This window comes from Polynucleobacter bastaniensis (assembly GCF_018882205.1).
GTDB lineage: Bacteria > Pseudomonadota > Gammaproteobacteria > Burkholderiales > Burkholderiaceae > Polynucleobacter > Polynucleobacter bastaniensis.
On record NZ_JACVOU010000001.1, the window covers coordinates 88,102 to 107,641 of the forward strand.

The 19,540-nt window shown below is 46.5% G+C and carries 22 protein-coding genes and 1 tRNA gene; 15 read left to right on the forward strand and 8 right to left on the reverse strand.

Annotated features, from left to right (window positions below):
• Positions 1-5: 5 nt before the first annotated feature.
• Complete coding sequence (locus tag ICN22_RS00430; protein WP_216168377.1) at positions 6-1,988, reverse strand: monovalent cation:proton antiporter family protein; 1,983 nt, start codon at positions 1,986-1,988, stop codon at positions 6-8.
• Between the two features lie 11 nt (positions 1,989-1,999).
• Here ICN22_RS00430 and ICN22_RS00435 point away from each other — a divergent pair, with 11 nt between their 5' ends.
• The 9 genes from ICN22_RS00435 (at position 2,000) to rapZ (ending at position 8,455) form a co-directional block, all read left to right on the forward strand.
• On the forward strand, positions 2,000-2,992 hold the full coding sequence (locus tag ICN22_RS00435; protein ID WP_216168378.1) for a KpsF/GutQ family sugar-phosphate isomerase: 993 nt from the start codon (positions 2,000-2,002) through the stop codon (positions 2,990-2,992).
• Between the two features lie 35 nt (positions 2,993-3,027).
• Positions 3,028-3,600 carry a KdsC family phosphatase gene (locus ICN22_RS00440; RefSeq protein ID WP_216168379.1) on the forward strand — a complete coding sequence of 191 codons (573 nt, stop codon included), beginning with the start codon at positions 3,028-3,030 and terminating at the stop codon, positions 3,598-3,600.
• A 12-nt stretch (positions 3,601-3,612) separates the two neighbouring features.
• Positions 3,613-4,257, forward strand: a complete 645-nt coding sequence (lptC, locus tag ICN22_RS00445; RefSeq protein WP_216168380.1) for an LPS export ABC transporter periplasmic protein LptC — start codon at positions 3,613-3,615, stop codon at positions 4,255-4,257.
• A complete protein-coding gene (lptA, locus tag ICN22_RS00450; protein WP_216168381.1) occupies positions 4,254-4,805 on the forward strand; it encodes a lipopolysaccharide transport periplasmic protein LptA in 552 nt (183 codons plus the stop codon). The genes lptC and lptA overlap by 4 nt, the downstream gene beginning before the upstream one ends.
• Positions 4,802-5,569 carry an LPS export ABC transporter ATP-binding protein gene (gene lptB, locus ICN22_RS00455; protein ID WP_216168382.1) on the forward strand — a complete coding sequence of 256 codons (768 nt, stop codon included), beginning with the start codon at positions 4,802-4,804 and terminating at the stop codon, positions 5,567-5,569. The genes lptA and lptB overlap by 4 nt, the downstream gene beginning before the upstream one ends.
• A 192-nt stretch (positions 5,570-5,761) precedes the next feature.
• The gene (hpf, locus tag ICN22_RS00460) at positions 5,762-6,085 is read left to right on the forward strand and encodes a ribosome hibernation-promoting factor, HPF/YfiA family (protein WP_216168383.1); all 324 of its coding nucleotides are present in this window, start codon (positions 5,762-5,764) and stop codon (positions 6,083-6,085) included.
• A gap of 33 nt (positions 6,086-6,118) precedes the next feature.
• A complete protein-coding gene (locus tag ICN22_RS00465; protein ID WP_216168384.1) occupies positions 6,119-6,577 on the forward strand; it encodes a PTS sugar transporter subunit IIA in 459 nt (152 codons plus the stop codon).
• Complete coding sequence (hprK, locus tag ICN22_RS00470) at positions 6,574-7,563, forward strand: HPr(Ser) kinase/phosphatase (protein WP_216168385.1); 990 nt, start codon at positions 6,574-6,576, stop codon at positions 7,561-7,563. The genes ICN22_RS00465 and hprK overlap by 4 nt, the downstream gene beginning before the upstream one ends.
• A 1-nt stretch (position 7,564) precedes the next feature.
• Positions 7,565-8,455 carry an RNase adapter RapZ gene (gene rapZ, locus ICN22_RS00475; RefSeq protein WP_216168386.1) on the forward strand — a complete coding sequence of 297 codons (891 nt, stop codon included), beginning with the start codon at positions 7,565-7,567 and terminating at the stop codon, positions 8,453-8,455.
• On the opposite strand, the gene mutY is transcribed toward rapZ, so the two are convergent.
• A complete protein-coding gene (gene mutY, locus ICN22_RS00480; RefSeq protein ID WP_216168387.1) occupies positions 8,400-9,557 on the reverse strand; it encodes an A/G-specific adenine glycosylase in 1,158 nt (385 codons plus the stop codon). The genes rapZ and mutY overlap by 56 nt on opposite strands.
• Entirely contained in the window at positions 9,542-10,378 is an 837-nt protein-coding gene (gene mutM, locus ICN22_RS00485; protein ID WP_216168388.1) for a bifunctional DNA-formamidopyrimidine glycosylase/DNA-(apurinic or apyrimidinic site) lyase, read from the reverse strand. The genes mutY and mutM overlap by 16 nt, the downstream gene beginning before the upstream one ends.
• Before the next feature lie 35 nt (positions 10,379-10,413).
• On the opposite strand from mutM, the gene ICN22_RS00490 reads away from it, so the two are divergent.
• The 6 genes from ICN22_RS00490 (at position 10,414) to pth (ending at position 15,359) form a co-directional block, all read left to right on the forward strand.
• Positions 10,414-11,901 (forward strand): outer membrane lipoprotein LolB, encoded by a 1,488-nt coding sequence (locus ICN22_RS00490; RefSeq protein ID WP_216168389.1) that lies wholly within the window; start codon positions 10,414-10,416, stop codon positions 11,899-11,901.
• A 10-nt stretch (positions 11,902-11,911) separates the two neighbouring features.
• The gene (ispE, locus tag ICN22_RS00495) at positions 11,912-12,784 is read left to right on the forward strand and encodes a 4-(cytidine 5'-diphospho)-2-C-methyl-D-erythritol kinase (protein WP_216168390.1); all 873 of its coding nucleotides are present in this window, start codon (positions 11,912-11,914) and stop codon (positions 12,782-12,784) included.
• Positions 12,785-12,789: 5 nt separating this feature from the next.
• Positions 12,790-12,866 (forward strand) — tRNA-Gln (locus ICN22_RS00500).
• Between the two features lie 62 nt (positions 12,867-12,928).
• Positions 12,929-13,897, forward strand: a complete 969-nt coding sequence (locus tag ICN22_RS00505) for a ribose-phosphate pyrophosphokinase (protein WP_216863439.1) — start codon at positions 12,929-12,931, stop codon at positions 13,895-13,897.
• 136 nt (positions 13,898-14,033) lie between these two features.
• A complete protein-coding gene (locus ICN22_RS00510) occupies positions 14,034-14,672 on the forward strand; it encodes a 50S ribosomal protein L25/general stress protein Ctc (protein WP_216168391.1) in 639 nt (212 codons plus the stop codon).
• Between the two features lie 90 nt (positions 14,673-14,762).
• Positions 14,763-15,359, forward strand: a complete 597-nt coding sequence (pth, locus tag ICN22_RS00515) for an aminoacyl-tRNA hydrolase (protein ID WP_216168392.1) — start codon at positions 14,763-14,765, stop codon at positions 15,357-15,359.
• A gap of 14 nt (positions 15,360-15,373) precedes the next feature.
• Here the strand turns inward: pth and ICN22_RS00520 are convergent, their stop codons facing one another.
• Genes ICN22_RS00520 through ICN22_RS00540 form a run of 5 tightly spaced genes read right to left on the reverse strand, consistent with a single transcriptional unit; the run spans position 15,374 to position 19,529 of the window.
• Positions 15,374-15,640, reverse strand: coding sequence for a YfhL family 4Fe-4S dicluster ferredoxin (locus tag ICN22_RS00520; protein ID WP_216168393.1), 267 nt, complete (start codon positions 15,638-15,640; stop codon positions 15,374-15,376).
• Positions 15,641-15,657: 17 nt separating this feature from the next.
• Positions 15,658-16,152, reverse strand: coding sequence for a pantetheine-phosphate adenylyltransferase (gene coaD / locus ICN22_RS00525; RefSeq protein WP_215328105.1), 495 nt, complete (start codon positions 16,150-16,152; stop codon positions 15,658-15,660).
• Positions 16,153-16,188: 36 nt separating this feature from the next.
• Complete coding sequence (gene rsmD / locus ICN22_RS00530; RefSeq protein ID WP_216168795.1) at positions 16,189-16,818, reverse strand: 16S rRNA (guanine(966)-N(2))-methyltransferase RsmD; 630 nt, start codon at positions 16,816-16,818, stop codon at positions 16,189-16,191.
• Entirely contained in the window at positions 16,811-18,154 is a 1,344-nt protein-coding gene (locus tag ICN22_RS00535) for a M16 family metallopeptidase (RefSeq protein WP_216168796.1), read from the reverse strand. The genes rsmD and ICN22_RS00535 overlap by 8 nt, the downstream gene beginning before the upstream one ends.
• Complete coding sequence (locus tag ICN22_RS00540) at positions 18,144-19,529, reverse strand: M16 family metallopeptidase (RefSeq protein ID WP_216168394.1); 1,386 nt, start codon at positions 19,527-19,529, stop codon at positions 18,144-18,146. The genes ICN22_RS00535 and ICN22_RS00540 overlap by 11 nt, the downstream gene beginning before the upstream one ends.
• Positions 19,530-19,540: the final 11 nt, after the last annotated feature.

A 19,540-nucleotide genomic window follows, 5' to 3' on the forward strand; every position in this document is an offset into this window, starting at 1 on the left:
TAACCTCATCCGAGCAATTTAGATTCGGCTAAATCAGTTGCTTCTGAATTGCCTGACAGTACCAGAATGTCGTTTGCTTGCAAACGCAAATCTGGAGTGAGCTCTAATTTGACGTAGTCAGAGCCGCCCACTTTTCGCCTGACTGCCTGCACGCTCACACCTTCATTTTCAAGATGCAACTCTTCAAGTGTCTGCCCAATACTGGCTGACTCAGGCAGCAAAGTAACTGAATGTAAGCGCCACGATTCCTTCGTGTCCACCTCATCATTAACGCCACGGAAGTAGCCGCGTAATAGGCTATAACGCGCTTCACGTGCGCCGGTAATGCGACGCACCACCTTACGCATAGGCACACCCATGATCAGTAAGACGTGGGATGCCATCATCAAGCTACCCTCAATCAACTCCGGCACCACCTCGGTCGCACCAGCTGCTTGTAACTTAGCTAGATCTGCATCATCTTTTGTGCGCACCAATACTGTCATACCAGGACGCAGGTGCTCGACTTGATGCAATACTTTAAAACTAGCTGGTGTGTCGGCATAAGTAATTACCACTGCCTTTGCTCTTGACAGGCCAGCAGCTACTAAATAATTTTCTCGACTGGCGTCACCATAGACCACGTTATCTCCAGCAGCGGCAGCCTCCTTTACGCGATCAGGATCCATGTCTAATGCAATGTAAGGAATTTTTTCTTGATCGAGCATGCGGGCTAAGCTTTGACCTGAGCGGCCAAAACCACAAATGACCACATGATTTTCTGTGCGGACACTTTTTGCCGCAACACGTGTCAGTGCCAGCGATTGCAACAACCATTCATTGCTAGAAAAACGCATCGCGATACGATCACTATGTTGAATTAAGAAAGGCGCACCAAACATTGACAGCAGCATTGCTGCCAATATGGCTTGACTCAAAGCAGGATCAATTAAATCCAAACCATCAATTTGATTTAAGAGTACGAAACCAAATTCACCAGCCTGCGCTAAACACAAACCTGTCCGAATAGAGATGCCAGGACTTGAACCAAAAGCACGTGACAATAAAGCAATCAAGCCGAACTTAAAAATCAACGGGCCAATTAATAAGAGTAGAACTAGCATCCACTGTTGATGAATCACTTCAAAATCCAGCAGCATGCCAACGGTAATAAAGAAGAGGCCCAAGAGCACATCTTTGAAAGGCTTAACGTCCTCTTCCACTTGATGGCGATAGGGCGTTTCGGCAATTAACATTCCAGCCAAGAAAGCCCCTAAGGCTAGCGATAAGCCAAAGTGTTCAGTCAGTCCCGCCATCCCCAAAACAATCAACAAGAGGTTGAGCATGAATAACTCTTGGGAGCGTAATTTAGCAACCAAACCGAACCAACGACTCATCAAGGTTTGGCCAATAACAAAAATGAGTACTAGAGCTACCGTGATCTTGATGGATGCTGCAGTCAGGGCTAAAAATAGGTCGCCAGGATTCTTACCAAGCGAAGGCAACAAAATTAATAGGAAAACTACCGCCAAGTCCTGAAAGAGCAAAATACCGATGATGTTGCGCCCATGCTCAGTTTCAATTTCGGAGCGCTCAGAAATGAGTTTGGTAACGATCGCTGTAGAGGACATTGCTAAAGCGCCCCCCAGCGCAATTGCCGCCTGCCAGGAAATAGGGTAAATCCAGTTCATCAAAAGGCTGGCTGGGACTGCAAGCAGCATGGTCAAAATGACCTGACTGCCGCCCAAGCCAAATACGATGGTCCGCATGGCTCGTAGCTTATGGAGGTTGAATTCCAGGCCAATTGAGAACATCAAGAAAACCACGCCAAATTCAGCTAAATACTTGACTGTGGCGGAATCATTGGCCAAGCCAAGGGCATGTGGCCCAATCAGGACACCAATAGCCAAATAGCCCAAAATAGGGGGTAGCCCAAAATAGCGGAAAATAACTACCCCGGCCACCGCAGAGGCCAACAAGATGAGAGTTAACTGAAGGACTGACGGCATATACTCACCCCATGATAGCTAAGACTCGTGACCGAACCCTAAAGCTTGCACGCGACACCCTCACGCTTGAGGCTGCTGCACTGCATACCATGCGCGATCGCCTTGAAGGTGCAGACGCTGATGCCCTAGTATTGGCAGTTGATCTACTGCACTCCTGCAAAGGCCGCATCGTCGTCTCTGGAATTGGTAAATCAGGGCATATTGCTCGCAAGATTGCTGCTACCTTTGCCTCTACAGGCTCCCCCGCTTTTTTTGTTCACCCCGCAGAAGCTAGTCATGGCGATCTAGGGATGGTGACTCGTGATGACGTCTTTGTTGCACTCTCTAATTCCGGCGAGACTGATGAGCTACTCACCATCGTACCAATCGTCAAGCGCACTGGTGCAAAACTGATTGCACTGACTGGTGCACCCAATTCCTCTTTGGCAAAGTTAGCGGATGCCCATTTAGACACTAGTGTTGAAAAAGAAGCTTGTCCACTCAACCTTGCCCCAACCAGCAGCACAACCGCAGCACTCGCTATGGGTGATGCCCTTGCGGTTGCCCTACTAGATGCGCGTGGCTTTCAGGCAGAAGATTTCCAACGCTCACACCCAGGCGGCCGCCTAGGTCGCAAACAGCTCATGCATGTCAGTGAGGTTATGCGTAGCTTTGATGAGACTCCTAAGATTGCAATCTCCGCCTCCCTGCAAGATGCTTTACTCGAAATGACTGCTAAGCGTATGGGCATGGTGGTTACTTTAGATAATGCAAACAAAGTTGCCGGCATCTTTACAGATGGTGACTTACGTCGCTTACTTGAGAAAAGCACCAATTTAGATGGTCTCACTTTAGAAAAAGCAATTACTTCAGCACCGCGCACAATTCCGCCCGAGTTATTAGCAGAGGAGGCTATTGAAATGATGGAAAAACATCGCATCAATCATTTGGTAGTAACCGATCCTGCAGGTGAATTACTTGGAGCACTCAACCTCCATGATTTATTTGCCGCTAAAGTTATTTAATTCACCTATTTTTTATTATTCATTTACCCGCTTATATGCCAACTGCCTTTCACACTCATAACACTAACCCTTTAAGCCAATATCCACAGGCTTGGGATCGTGCTGGGGCGGTCAAGCTTCTCGTTCTAGATGTTGATGGCGTATTGACCAATGGCCAAGTTTTTATCGGTGAAAACGGTAAAGAGTCCCTCAAAGCTTTTGATATTCAGGATGGCTTGGGAATTAAGTTATTGGAAAAGATAGGTATTTCGACAGCGATCATTACGGGCCGTAACTCCAAAATGGTTTTGGCCCGTTGCGATGAGCTTGGCATCAAACACGTACACATGGGTGTTGAAGATAAAGCCGCAGCCTTAAAAAATATGCTGCAATCTCTCGAGTTGCAGTCTAGCGATTGTGCAGTGATGGGCGATGACTGGCCTGATTTTCAAATGATGAAGTCTGCAGGTTTGAAGATATGTCCTGCGCAAGGACATGATGCTGTGAAAGAAATAGCTCACTTTGTCACCACTCGATCTGGCGGTAGTGGTGCGGTACGTGAAGTCTGTGATCTGATCTTGAAGGCGCAAAACCGTTATGAGGAATTACTCGCTCAGGCGCGCGCTTAAGGTCAATAAGCAATGGAACTAAATACCCAAAAAATCAAACTGAGCATCTGGCGTACATCCTTACGTCTGATGCCTTTGATTCTGATGGGCACGCTCACTCTTGTCACGTTTTGGTTAGTGAAGAAAAATACACCGGCAGAAAAATCAGCAATTGAACGTGTGCGCCTTCATGAGCCTGACTACACAATTAGCAATGGCGCCTTATCCGCCCTCAATGAATCCGGTGATACTAAATATCGCGTGCTTGGCAAGAAAGTGATTCACTACGACGACGATGCTTCAATCGATATTGAAACACCGCGCATACGCTTGTTCCCTCCTGAAAAGTCACCGGTGACTGTCAAGGCAGACAAGGGTCATTTAGACGGCGATCTGACGATTTTGGATCTGATTGATAACGCCGAAATATTTCGGCCACAACAAGCTGCTTCGGCATCTGAGCCAGCAAGACCGCGTATGCTTGCGCGCTCCTCTTATTTCAAAGTGCTCATTAATGATGACATTATTAAAACGGATAAACCTATTACGCTTGAGCAAGGGGTTTCTGTGATGCACTCAACTGATGGCGGCGTATTTAACAACATCGAACAAAGCATGGTTTTATCTGGTCAAGTAAAGGGTCGTATCGAGCGCATACAACCTGGAGCGCAGCAATGAAACTATTGCGAAAATTTCTTATAGTGTCTGCGCTACTAGGCACTTGCCTTACCGCTCATGCTGAAAAAGCCGATCAAGATAAACCCATCATCTTGGAAGCAGAAAAAGTATCTGTGAATGACGTACAACAAGTCTATGAGCTTGATGGTGAAGTGCTCTTAATCAAAGGCAGTATTTTGATTACTGGTGCGAAGGGCAATATCAAAGTCGACCCCGAGGGTTATGAGTACGTTGATGTTCAGGGTAATTCAGAATCTACTGCCAGCTTTAGACAAAGACGTGAAGGGCCCGCTAATGAGTTTATGCAGGGTCGGGGCAAAACGGTTACCTACAATGCAAAAACTGAGCTTCTCACGCTAACTGGTGATGCCAGCTTGAAGCGTCTTCACAATATGCAAATGCTAGATCAATTACACGGTTGGAAAATTGACTACGATGATGTTCAGCAGCGCTATCAAGTCTTACCGCCTACTGATGCCAAAGCAGAAGACCTGCCACTAGCTCGAGCCATCCTTTCACCAAGAAGAAAAGCTACACTAGAGAAATGACCACGAATTCCAGTAGCACTCAAAAACCAGCAACCTTAGGTGCTCAGCACCTTCAAAAGCGCTATGGCTCTCGCACAGTAGTTCGGGATGTATCGATAGAAGTGAAATGCGGGGAAGTGGTTGGGCTTTTGGGGCCAAATGGCGCCGGCAAAACAACCTCTTTCTACATGATTGTTGGTCTAGTTCCTTTGGATGGTGGGAGCATTGTTTTAGACGGCATTGATATTACGCGTCTACCCATTCATGAACGAGCTCGTATGGGCCTGTCCTACCTCCCACAAGAGGCTTCTGTTTTCAGAAAGCTCAATGTGGCTGAAAATATCCAAGCCGTCTTAGAGCTGCAAGTACAAGGTGGAAAAACATTAAGCAAGGCTGAAATAGCACATCGCCTAGATGAGCTCCTGGGCGAGCTCCAAATCAGTCATCTACGCGACAACCCCGCTCTCTCCCTATCTGGTGGCGAGCGCCGCCGTGTTGAGATTGCTAGAGCACTAGCCTCCCAGCCTAAGTTCATTTTGCTTGATGAGCCATTTGCTGGCGTTGACCCAATTGCGGTTGGAGAAATCCAGCGGATTGTACGTTTCTTAAGAGACCGCCAAATTGGCGTACTTATTACCGACCATAACGTTCGAGAGACCCTGGGGATTTGTGATCATGCCTACATCATCAGCGAAGGTAGCGTTCTAGCAGAAGGCAAACCAGACCAAATTATCGAGAATGATGCCGTCAGACGAGTCTACCTAGGCGAAAACTTCCGCATGTAAGTATTCGAGGCTTTTCGAGTATTTATCAAATAAACATGATCTGCCCCCTTGGTTTTCAGCAAAATCGCTGATACGCTGGAGGTTCATGAAGTCCATTTCCGTATAAACAAGTACAACATTACAGGGGCCTGCTGCGCACCTCGGGTAATTATTTGCGCACGCATTTTGTTTTTCTATGAATAGGAGCTGCTGATGAATCTGAAAATTAATAGCCGTCATGTTGAAGTTACTCCAGCTATGCGTTCCCACCTCGAAGCTGGGATGGAAAAAATTCGTAAACACTTTGACCACGTTTTAGATGCCACCGCATTTCTGATTGTCGATAACGCCAAAGAAAAAGGTCTTCGTCAAGCAGCCGAGATCACCATCCACCTTAAAGGTAAAGAACTCTTTGCCGAAGCACATAACGCAGACCTCTACCATGCCATGGATGCAGTAGTTGATAAACTTGAGCGTCAAGTTGTGAAGCACAAAGAAAAAATTCAAGATCATCACCACGAAAAACATTTTGAGTAATCTCTAATGTCAGGACATCTATAATCTAGTGACATGAATGCCCTGACCGATCTTTTCGCTTTAGACCGTATTGCCTTAAATAGTCCCTCTAAAAATAGGACTGAGGCATTTTCGGCCGTAGGGCAACTATTTGCCAAACAAGCAGGTCTTGAAGCCGAGGCAATTGTTGGATTCTTAAATGCGCGCGAAGACTTAGGCTCTACCGCACTAGGCGCTGGCGTTGCCATCCCACACGGTCGCGTAAGGGGGCTAAAACAGCCGATTGCTGCATTCGTCAAACTACAAGAACCGATTGAATTTGCTGCGCCCGATGGTGAGGCTGTATCCATCCTCATTTTTTTACTTGTTCCTGAAAAAGCAACTCAGCAACATTTAGAAATTCTGTCCTCGATTGCACAGCTCTTATCCGATCAGAATACCCGTAAGCTCCTAGCATCGGAGGGCAGTCCAGAGAAGGTGTGTGAAATCCTACAAACGTGGGGTTCAACTTGACTACTCAGCCCCTACTACTTGAAGGAATTACCGCCCAACAGATCTTTGATGACAATGTTTCTGATCTCAAGCTGTCCTGGATTGGCGGCCTTGAAGGTGCGGACAGACGATTTCCGCCAGAGGCAGTTAAAGCTGCCGCAGCTAGCTCAGACTTGGTGGGTCACTTAAATCTCATTCACCCAAGCCGTATTCAGATTTTTGGTGAGCAGGAGATTAATTATCACGCCCAACTTGAGACGCAGCAGCGAGAAGAACAGATCTTCGACCTCATCTCTAAAATGCCACCTTGTGTGATTGTGGCCGACGGTAAAGCAGCGGATGCTGCCCTTCAACTCTTTTGCCAACGATCCTCTACCCCACTCTTTACAACAGCCATATCAGCTGCTGAAGTAATTGATCACCTTCGCACCTACCTGACTAAGATTGGCGCGCCCCAGATTACGATGCACGGCGTATTTATGGATATTCTGGGCTTAGGAGTTTTGATCATGGGCGAGTCTGGCTTAGGTAAAAGCGAATTGGGTTTAGAGCTGATTTCTCGGGGCCACGGCTTGGTAGCTGATGATGCAGTGGACTTTGCTCGACTCGGGCCAGACTATATCGAGGGTCGCTGCCCTGTGATTCTGCGCAATCTCCTGGAAGTTCGAGGACTAGGCTTATTGGATATCCGCACCATCTTTGGTGAAACAGCCGTACGTCGGAAATTAAAATTGCGCTTAATAGTGCAATTAGTTCGTCGCAACGATGGTGAGTTTGAGCGCCTACCTCTAGAAACTCAACATATTGATGTACTGGGCGTGGCAATTAGAACTGTCAAAATTCAGGTAGCTGCAGGTCGTAACTTGGCAGTTCTCGTAGAGGCTGCCGTACGCAATACGATTTTGCAACTACGAGGGATTGACACCTTAAAAGAATTCATGGAGCGCCAGCGTTTGCAAATGAATGCTGAAGCAGAGTCCTCAAAGTCACAAGGTCGTCTCATTTAATATGCAAATTAATCTGATTACCGGCATCTCTGGCTCAGGTAAATCAGTTGCACTGAGAGCCTTTGAGGATGCAGGTTATGACTGCGTTGATAACCTTCCAGTCACTCTTCTAGAAAATCTCATCACTACACTAGAGGGTGAAAAAAGTGAACGTGTTGCGGTTGCTATTGATGCACGTCGCGGCCAGTCAATTGCAGAGCTTCCTCAGATTTTAGAAAATCTCAGACGCAACCATCAGGTACGTATTGTTTTCCTGAATGCTGATACCAATACGTTGATCCAGCGTTTCTCTGAAACCCGCAGGCGCCATCCGCTTTCTGGAAAAACGCAGCAAACCCAAGCTGCCACCCTGATCGAGGCTATTGATAAAGAGCGCAATCTCTTAGAGCCTCTGCGTGCTCAAGCGCATAGTATTGATACTAGCAATCTACCCGCTCATGCTCTACGATCCTGGATCCAAGATCTTCTAAAAGATAAGCCACAAGGACTCACCGTTATTTTTGAATCTTTTGGATTTAAAAAAGGCTTGCCCAGTGAAGCGGATCTCGTATTTGATGTTCGCTGCCTACCCAATCCACACTATGACAAAGTGTTACGTCCTATGTCTGGTAAAGATCAGCCAGTTCGCGAGTTCTTAGAAAAAATTCCTGAAGTCGTCAGCATGGAAAATGACATCATTCATTTTATTGAAAAATGGTTGCCTCACTACATTGCAGATGGTCGTAGTTATCTTACGGTCGCTATCGGCTGTACCGGCGGACAGCATCGCTCGGTGTATCTTGTGAGTCGCATCATTGCGCATTTTCTGCCGCAAAAGGATTTGACAGAACTCCAAATTAATTTCTTAAGTCGTCACCGCGAGCTAGACTCAATCCCTGCAAAAGCAATTTAATTGGCTGAGGCAAGCCGTACTTTCCTAGCTGTCGCAAAGGAATCCACTTCAAATCAGCGCTAGCGAATTTCACCGTAGTACCTAAGGTTACGTGCCAAATCTGCATCCATAAACGACGATGCGTGAAGACATGCTTAATTTCAAGCCCCCGTTCAATTGAGTAAGCACTCTTTGAGGCGCTAGAGATCTTTTCGTCTGGCAGCGTCAGCTGAAACAATTCTTTCGCAGTTAAATTAACTGCATTGCTTGTAGGTTTAGAGCTTTTTTCTTTGGTTCTCCAAGTAGACTCAGGTAAAGACCAAAGTCCGCCCCAAATGGCTTTCTCGGGACGCCTTTGTAGCAATACTGAATCACCCTGACGGAGTAACAACATGTCGCAACTAAATTCAGGGGATTTTGTTTTGATGACTTTACGAGGCAATAGCAGGACCTGATCACTGAGATTGGCTTGGCACTCTTTTTCAAATGGGCATTTTCTTGCCCCACTCAAACAGATAGGTTTACGAGAAGTGCACCAGGTAGCACCAAAATCCATCAAAGCCTGTGTATACACCGGCATATCCGCAGCTTTTTTAGGGAGCAGTGTTTTAGCTAATAGCCACAACTCGTCGTTTACTGCTTTTTCTTGGATAGCGCCATCCATGCCAAATAGTCGCGCCAAAATTCGTTTGACGTTCGCATCCAGAATCGGTGCCCGCTCATAAAAGGCAAATGCGGCTATAGCACCTGCTGTAGATCTACCAATACCCTTGAGCTGTTCGAGCAATACTGGGTCATTGGGAAACTTACCCCCAAATTCTTCCATCACCTGCTTGGCACAAGCATGGAGATTGCGAGCACGCGTGTAATAGCCAAGTCCCGCCCACTCGGCTAAGACATCATCTAGTGGTGCAGCAGCCAATTTTTTTACCGTCGGAAAACGTTTCATAAAACGGGGGTAGCGCTCTAGAACAGTAGCTACCTGAGTTTGTTGCAGCATGATTTCAGAAACCCACACTGCATAGGGGTCTCGAATACTCTGCCACGGCAAGCCTTGGCGTCCATCCTTGCCATGCCAAGCGATCAGATTAGTAGCAAAGTGCTTGATTAACGCTTCTGACATTGAGGGCAAAAGTAAGTAGAGCGCTGACCTTGCACTATTTGTTTAATCACTGTCTTACATACCTTGCAAGGCTGATCTTTGCGATCGTAGACTTTGGTTTGCACCATGAAGTACCCTGGGTCACCTTCGCTGTTCACAAAGTCTTTTAAAGAACTACCACCTGCAGCAATCGCTTTTTTCAAAATCAATTTCACCGCAGTCGCCAGCCTAGAGCATTGTGGACGCGTGAGTTTTCCAGCAGCTTTTGCCGGATGAATCCCCGCCTCAAATAAACTTTCAGAACAATAGATATTGCCGACACCCACCACTGCTTGCCCTGCTAATAAAAATTGCTTCACAGCAACACTACGTTTGCGTGAGCACTGATACAGAACCTCAGTACCAAGCTCGCCTGCAAACTCAGGGGAAAAAGGCTCCACTCCTAGTTTTTGTAAAAGCGCATTACTCTCAATTGGTCCTATGGATTTTGGGTGCCATAAAACAGCCCCAAACTTTCGGGGATCATGCAAACGCAAACTCAGCTTGCCAAACTCGAATGTCACCCGATCATGTAACTTAAGAGGATCGCTACTGGGTAGGACCCGTAATGTTCCGGTCATACCTAGGTGCAGCAATAGATAACCCGTACCAAATTCCATTAAAAGATACTTGCCACGGCGTTCTATCCCCAAGACTTTCTGACCGGTAAGCAAGGTATTTAAATTTCTCGGGACCGGCCAGCGCAAGCGACCATCGATAATTTTGACTGCGCTTACCCTGAGCCCCTCTAAATGGGGCTGGATACCCAATCGGGTAACTTCGACTTCTGGAAGTTCTGGCATAAATGAATTGTAGATTCGCGGATTAGAATGTGCTTATGACCAAATTCTCATTAGAACCCTCTATTAGGGTCTTACTGCTTGCTACTGGGCTAGGCTTTAGCCTACTTTCCAGCAATAGCATCGCGAAACCTAGCAGTCTGGATAGCGGTCAAGCTGTATTTGAGGTGCTGGCCTCTGAAATCGCCCTTCAGCGTGGCGAGGCCGGCTTGGCATACACCACCTATCTGGACCTCGCTCGCCAGCTAGAGGATCCCCGTTTAGCGCAAAGAGCTATGGAGATCGCGATTACTGCAGGTGCGCCTGATCTTGCACTACAAGCAGCGCAAACTTGGGATGGTTTAGCTGGATCGAAACAAACTAAACCCAAAGAAGTGCTCGTCACTCTCTTAATTCTGAATCAACGCTGGTCAGATGCAGTCAAACCTGCCATCTCACTCTTAAATCAGCTAACACCGGCGCAACGTGAAAATACTTTGCTACAGATTCAGGCGCTATTAGTTAAAGCAAGTGATGAATCAGAAGCGCTAAGAGCTTTCTATGAAATTGTTTCAACATTAAAGTCAGAACCAAAAGATCAAGGACTTCTTTACACCTATGCCATGTCTGCTGAAAAATCAGGACATCTCGATGTAATGGAGAAAACCCTGCGCGAAATCTTGCGCAAGAACCCGAATGATGTCAATAGCCTAAATGCACTTGGCTACTCACTAGCCGATCGCAATCAGAAGTTGCCAGAAGCATTTAAGCTCATTAGCAAAGCACATCAACTCTCGCCTAAGGATGGTTTTATATTAGACAGTCTTGGTTGGGTGAACTTTCGCATGGGTAAAAATGATCTTGCCTTAGAACAACTGCGACAAGCATTTAGTATGAAACCTGAAGCAGATATTGCCGCACATATTGGGGAAGTCCTATGGGTAATGAATCGCCCAATCGAGGCGGAAGATATGTGGCGCAAAGGGCAGCAATTAGATGCCAATAACCCGACCCTCAAAGAAACTTTGAAGCGCTTAAAGCCTGATTGGTCGCTAGCAGATACCGCCCTCAAAGGCATATGGGACGGTCGTTTTGCGGTGAAGATTACCGGACTCACCGAAAGTAAAAATCAGGGTGGCTCAGGTGGATTTACATTGACTCAAGATGCATTGATCGACGTATTAGAAATTCGCAATCCAGTAGGTGGGTCTATTGCAAAAATCACGATAAAACCGGGTGAGGCGATTCTGGAGCGAGATGGACAACTCACTACAGCTATCGATGCTGACACTCTGATACAAAATACATTAGGACTTCCACTACCTGCTCGTGGTTTATCAGACTGGTTACGTGGGAAAACGCGTCCCGGTGGTAATGCCAGTGTTGAGCGAAATACAAAAGGACAAGTGAGCAAAATCACGCAAGACGGTTGGACCTTAAATTACAACTGGAATAATGCGCAGCGTTTAGAAAAACTCATGATGACTCGCAGCTCTAATATTGGCTCGATTGATATCCGCTTGGTGTTTGATAATCCGAATGAGTGAAGTGTGATTGATGAGTAAGACTGTAGAAATCCACTGTCCCGCAAAGCTCAATCTATTTCTACACATTGTTGGGCGTCGTGAAGATGGCTATCACCTACTCCAATCTGTTTTCCAGTTGATTGATTGGTGTGACGTCCTCACCTTAAAGCACATTTCTAAAAATGAGATTCGTCGTATTGATCCCATTCCAGGCGTTCCCCCTCAACAGGATTTAGTTGTTCGCGCCGCCCAAGCCTTAAAAGATTTTTGCAAGATCAATCAGGGCGTTGAAATCGGCTTGAAAAAAATGATCCCCATGGGCGCAGGTCTTGGCGGTGGATCCTCTGATGCTGCATCCACACTCATTGGCCTCAACACCCTATGGGGCCTCCATCTTGATATCGCTACCTTGTGTCAGCTCGGCCTAAAACTGGGGGCAGATGTGCCATTTTTCATCTTTGGCCAAAATGCATTTGTTGAAGGTATTGGTGAGAAATTACAGGCAATTTCCTTGGAAACCCAAGACTTTGTCGTGATCTTCCCTAATCAGGGAATTGCCACTGCTCAGATTTTTCAAGACTCTCAATTGACCCGCGATCATGCACCGATTACAATAGATGGTTTTCTTGCATCGCCAAGCTCATATCAGTCGAATGATTGCCAGGTAGTAGCGGTGCAGAAATGTCCTGAAGTGAAGCAAGCTTTAGATTGGATTTACCAAGCAGTGCCAAACTCGGCGCCTTGTATGTCCGGCTCTGGAAGTAGCGTTTTTGCCGCCTTAGACCCTAAGACGGACACCGCAAATCTGGAAAATCTTCTGCAAAATCTTCCAAAAGGATGGATAGGTCGAATTGTTCGGGGACTAAATAAAAATCCCGCTTACAATTTGATTTCTTCAGATTGACCTGTAGGGGAATCGCCAAGCTGGTTAAGGCACTGGATTTTGATTCCAGCATGCGAAGGTTCGAATCCTTCTTCCCCTGCCAAACTCTGTAGATACGACCAAAAAAATATCCATTCGACCCCTACCAAAACTCCGAAATCACCTATGTCCGCCCCAATTAACGCTGATTTACTGACTCTTTTCACAGGCAACGCAAATCCGGTTTTGGCTCATGCGGTAGCCAAAGAGCTCCAGCTCCCCATGGGAAAAGCATTTGTTGGTCGATTCTCCGATGGTGAAATCCAGGTAGAAATTCAAGAAAACGTCCGCGGCAAGAACGTGGTCGTTATCCAATCGACTTGCGCTCCAACGAACGATAGTTTGATGGAACTCATGATCATGATTGATGCTCTTAAGCGAGCATCGGCAAGCCGCATAACCGCAGTGATTCCTTACTTCGGTTACGCTAGACAAGATCGTCGTCCACGCTCTGCACGGGTTGCTATCTCCGCCAGAATTGTTGCAAACATGCTTCAATCTGTTGCTGGTATTGAGCGGGTTTTGACCATGGATCTTCATGCCGACCAAATTCAGGGCTTCTTTGATATCCCAGTGGATAACATTTATGCCTCCCCGGTTCTCTTGGCAGATTTAGAGGCTCAGAAAACTAAAAAAGATCTCATTATTGTTTCGCCGGACATTGGCGGTGTTGTGCGCGCTCGCGCAATGGCTAAGCAATTAGGTACAGATTTGGCGATTATTGATAAACGCCGCCCTAAGGCTAACGTATCAGAAGTAATGCACTTAATCGGTGAAGTAGAGGGTCGCCACTGCGTCATCATGGATGACATTATTGACACCGGCGGAACCCTTTGCAAAGCTGCTGAGGCACTGAAAGAGCGTGGTGCCAAGGGCGTTACTGCTTACTGTACTCATGCAGTACTGTCTGGCGGTGCTGTAGCCCGTATTGCTGCCTCTGAGTTAGACGAATTGGTTGTTACTGACACCATTCCATTGACTGCTGAAGCCTTGAAAGTGAGCAAAATTCGTCAATTGAGCGTTGCCCCCATCCTGGCTGAAACCCTTTCTCGCATTAGTAAGGGTGATTCAGTAATGTCAATGTTCGCCGAATAAGCCAAAAATGGCGTTTACACCCCAGTTTTAGGCAATGTTGAGCCTTTTCTAGGCAAAAAGTACGATTCCCAAGATATAATTAAAGGCTTTTCTGTTTGGTCGCGAACGGAAATTAACCTTAATTTAGGAATTGAATATGAAAGTAGTAGCCTTTGAAAGAAGCGTACAGGGAACGGGTGCGAGCCGCCGTCTGCGCAACTCCGGTAAAACTCCGGGCATCATCTACGGTGGTAAAGACACCGCAACTGTAATTGAGTTGGATCACAACGCACTGTTCCATGCTCTCCGTAAGGAAGCATTCCACTCATCCATCCTTGATCTCGAAATCGGCGGCAAAGCACAAAAAGTGTTGTTGCGCGATTACCAGATGCATCCATTTAAGCCTTTGGTTCTGCATATCGACTTCCAGCGCGTTTCCGCGACTGAAAAAGTTCACATGCGCGTTCCATTGCACTTCATTAATGCTGACACTTCAGCTGCAGTGAAATTGCAAGGTGCCGTCATTAGCCACATCTCTACTGAATTGGATATCTCTTGCTTACCAGCAGATTTGCCAGAGTTTATTGAAGTGGACTTAAGCAAGATTGAAGTTGGTCATGGTATCCATGCTAAAGATATCGCACTACCAAAAGGCGTTACCTTGGTATTGCATATTGAGCAAGAAAATCCAGTACTAGCTAACGCGCGTATCCCGGCAGTGAAATCTGCTGATACTGAAGCTGCTCCTGTAGCTGCTGCGGCTCCTGCTGCTGAAGCCCCAAAGGATAAAGCTTAATCATTTAAGCCTTATTTTTGCGACAGAGGAAGCCCGCTTACAAGCGGGTTTTCTTTTTTGTAGAAAAGCTTTTATCCTTAAGCATTCATTATGACTAAATTAATTATTGGCCTAGGCAACCCAGGTGAAGAACACATTGAAGATCGGCACAATGCTGGCTTCTGGTTTGTGGACGCACTCGCCAAACAATTAAACGTCCGCTTTGAAACTGAAAAACGTTTTCATGGAAAAGTGGCTAAGGCTAAATGGGAAGATGAGGACCTCTTCTTACTCAAGCCCAGCACTTATATGAACCTGAGCGGTCAGGCTGTTGGAGCACTATGCCGCTTTCATAAAATTACACCTAAAGATGTGCTGGTAGTGCAGGATGAGCTAGATCTCAAGCCTGGTACTGCACGTATCAAGCTTGGTGGCGGTACTGGTGGACATAATGGTTTAAAGGATATCCAAGCTCACTTAGGAACCGCTGACTACTGGCGCCTACGTCTGGGTATTGGCCACCCACGCGATCTTGCTGCAGAAGGCGCAAGAGTCATGGATGTTGCGGACTACGTATTGAGAAGGCCGCTGCAAGCGGAACAAAAACAGATTGATGCAAGTATTGAAAATGGCTTGCACATTCTGCCCTTATTCCTCAAGGGCGATGCTCAGGCAGCGATGCTGGAATTGCACTCCAAAACGAATTAAACAATACTAATTGCTTATTTAGCGAGTGCTTTTTTGGCAGCAGTTAAGGCTTGATACTTTGCCATTAACTGCGTTTGATTTTCAGTGAACTTGGGATTCATCGGTATACAGTCTACCGGGCATACTTGCTGACATTGGGGCGCATCGTAGTGGCCTACACATTCAGTGCATTTATTGGGATCAATCTCGTAGATCTCTAGACCCATATAGATTGCATCGTTTGGGCATTCAGGCTCACACACATCGCAATTAATGCATTCGTCCGTGATCATTAAAGCCATATGTGCGCCTAGAGACCTTACTCTTTACTCTTATTGGCTTCAATCTTTTTGATCAACCACTTCTCTACCGATGGGAATACGAACTTACTCACATCACCACCCATAGAGGCAATCTCACGCACAAAGGTGCCGGAGATAAATTGATATTGGTCTGATGGCGTCAGAAATAGTGTCTCAACATCGGGTAATAAATAGCGGTTCATACCAGCCATCTGGAATTCATATTCAAAATCAGACACTGCACGTAAGCCGCGCACAATTACGCGCGCATTATGTTCGCGAGCAAAATCCTTTAACAGACCTGTAAACCCGACGATCTTCACGTTGGAGTAATGGCCAAGAACTTCTTTGGCAATCTCAATGCGCTCATCCAGCGCAAAGAAAGGGCGCTTGCTACGACTATCAGCAACACCCACAATGAGCTCGCCAAAAATACTTGAGGCGCGGCGTACTAGGTCTTCGTGACCACGAGTAAAGGGATCAAATGTTCCAGGGTATACAGCAACAGTCATAAGGCTCCTAAGGCTTTTTCAGCTACAGGGGAGAGTTTAGCCCTTCTTAGAGCGAAATAGACAAGCTTTTACTTGTCCAGCCTCTAAGTATTTTTTACAGTGCCAATCAGGTACTAAGGCCTCAATCTGCTCACGGGGGCGACTAGCAGGAAACTCTACATAAATTCCCCCACCAGCACTGTCATCACAAACACGAGCAGCCTCTATAAGCGCTTGATTTAACAGGCTCTCTTCCTGAAATGGTGGGTCTATAAAGATCAAGTTGCTAGAGCGATCAGCTTGTTGTTTTAAGAACTCCAAACTATCTCTATGCAGAATCTGCACCTCTCCAGGAGCAGGAAATGATCCTAGCAAAGCAAAATTAGCCAGGAGTTTGGCATAGGCCTGTTTGTCTTTTTCTAATAGGGTTACTGAATTAGCATGTCGTGAGGCGGCCTCAAAACCTAATGCGCCAGTACCAGCAAATAAATCTAAACAATGCAAACCGACCAAATCTTGCCCGAGCCAATTAAAGAGAGTCTCACGGACACGATCGGTACTAGGACGCAGACCAGGTAAATCCAACACGCTGAGCAAACGACTACGCCAAACCCCGCCAATAATACGAACTTTCTGTGGGGGCTCAGAGCCTCTACTTAATGAAGCTGACTTAACAAGCCTATTTATTTTTCGCTCCTAAGACCACAATTTTCATGCGATCCATGGCTAAGTATTTTTGGAACGCCACTTTGACTTGCTCAAGGTTAACTGCCTCGACTTGCTTAGTCCAAATCTCCATCGTATCGAGAGGCAAATTATTCCAAGCAATGGATGTCACGTTATCAAGCAACTTGCGATTGTTATCAATTCTTAAAGGGTAGCCATTAATCAAGTTTGCTTTGGCTGCCTCGAGCTCCGCTTGCGTTGGGCCATCCGTAATAAATTGCGCAATGGTAGAGCTCATTACCTCTAAAGCTAAAGTAGCTTGATCATTCTTTGTTTGTACGCCCGCCTGAAATATCCCTGCATCCTTACCAGGGGCAAAGTAACTAAACACGCTATAAGCAAGGCCACGCTTTTCGCGCACCTCTGACATCAGGCGGGATACAAAGCCGCCACCGCCCAAAATATAGTTACCCACTAGTAACGGAAAGAAATCGGGGTTGTTACGGTTTATCGCAGTCATCCCCATGGCAATATGCGCTTGCTGAGAATCAAACGGAATAACAACTTCACGTTGACTTAAAGGCTCTACTGGTGAGCGCTCAAACTCAGGTAACTTAGCTACAGGAGATCCAGACTGAGGCACTCTTTGCAATAAACCCTGAACAATTTCAGCAGCCTCGGTTTTACTTACGTCACCCACAATACTGACAATCATTCGATCGCCGCGGTAAAGCTGCTTATGAAACTGCTGCAGGTCGGTTGAGCTAATATTGGCAATACTTTTTACCGTTGGTGAATTGGCCAGCGGATAGTTTCCATAAACGGATTTTCTAAAGCGACGCTCCAAAACTGACTCTGGTTTCGTCTCCGACTCTAGCAAGGCAGTAGTCATTCTTTGCTTCTCACGAGCTAAGATCTTTGCATCATAAGTAGGTGCGCTCAACATCGCCGAAGCCAACTGAACGGCGCGATCACGCAAATCTTTACGACTCAAAGTCCGAATACGCATGACAGCGCGCTCACCACCAACAGAAATACCGAGGTTTGCGCCAAGGTCTGCAATCTCATCAGCAATCTGTGCCTCGCTCAACAAACTCTGATCAGATTTAGCGCCATAGTTCATTAGCCGCCCGGCCATCGTAGCTAAGCCACTTTTAACTTCTGGATCGTAACGGTCGCCTGCATCAATACTGATCTCGATATCCACCATGGGCAGTGCCTTGGTTTGCACCAAATAAGCTTGCGCGCCCTTGAAGGAGTCTAGCTTTTCTATAGGCAATATCGCGTGTGCAGATGTACTTACTCCAACTATCAGTGCGATTGCAGTGCTGGCTTGCGAGAAGAATTTATTTAGCATCACGATTGCCTCCTTGCTTGCTCTCACCCGACTGGCGTGCTTGTGGGTCTAGTACAGCTATGGTGAGCCCCTCATCTACTAAATATTTTTTTGCAACGGCTTGTACTTGTGCGGGAGTAATGGTTTGCATCTTCTCGAGCATCCTATCAATATCTTTCCAGGAGAATCCAGCCATCTCTGTAGTGCCGATTTCCATAGCCTGACCAAAAATGGAATCGCGCTTATAAATTTGATCAGACAAAATGCGCACCTTCACCCGCTTGAGCTCTGACTCTAAGATTCCTTTATCAACAACTTCTTTTAAGGCTTTACGAATACTTTTTTCCGCCTGCTCTACTGTCTTGCCTTTAGCCATGCTGCTTCTAATAAAAAAGAGTTCAGGCCCTCTAGAAATCATATCGTAACCGACGCCTACATCATTCACTACGCGCTCTTGCTTTACCAGCGTGCGATTTAAACGTGCGTTGTCATAACCGTCAAGCACAGCAGATAAAAGCTCTAGCGCATAAGGTTCATTATCGTCCAGCCTCCCTACTTCTAGTTTAGGAACTTTCCATGCCATTGCAAGTTGCGCACTATCGGCAGGCGCTTTTACTTGCACTCGCTTAGTACCTTTTTGCACGGGTTCAATCTGGGGCTTACGTTCTGGTAACTCTTTAGCGGAAGCAACTCCGTAGTATTTTTCTACTGCTCGCAGAATCGCTTGAGGATCAACATCACCTGCAATGACGACAGTTGCGTTATTTGGTTTGTACCAACTGCGATACCAATCACGTGCATCTATGGCTTTCATATTGATCAAATCATTCATCCACCCAACCACCGGATAACGATAAGGGGAACTCATATAAGCGGTGGCAGTGAGCGCTTCATTAAGCAAACTACTGGGATTATCTTCCGTACGCAGACGACGCTCCTCCATTACCACCTGGATTTCTTTCAGAAATTCTGCATCATCAAAATTGAGGTTAGACATCCGATCAGCCTCTAATCTCATTACCTCATCTAACTTAGACTTTTCAACTTGCTGAAAGTAAGCCGTGTAATCACGAGAGGTAAAGGCATTTTCTCGACCGCCTACTGCCGCAACCAAGCGAGAGAACTCGCCTGACTGTACTTTGTGGGTGCCCTTAAACATCATGTGCTCCAGCACATGCGCTACCCCAGTCTTGCCGTTCACCTCATCTATAGATCCAGCGCGGTACCAAACCATGTGGGCGACGGTAGGTGCTCGATGATCTTCACGCACAATCAACTTAAGGCCATTGGGGAGTTGAAACTCGTGGGTATTTGCTTGACCCACCTCTGGAGCTGCCAAAGCAGCAGAACAGCTGAGGACTAAATAGAGAGAGAAACTAAATAAAGTTGAACGCATCTGCAAGATCA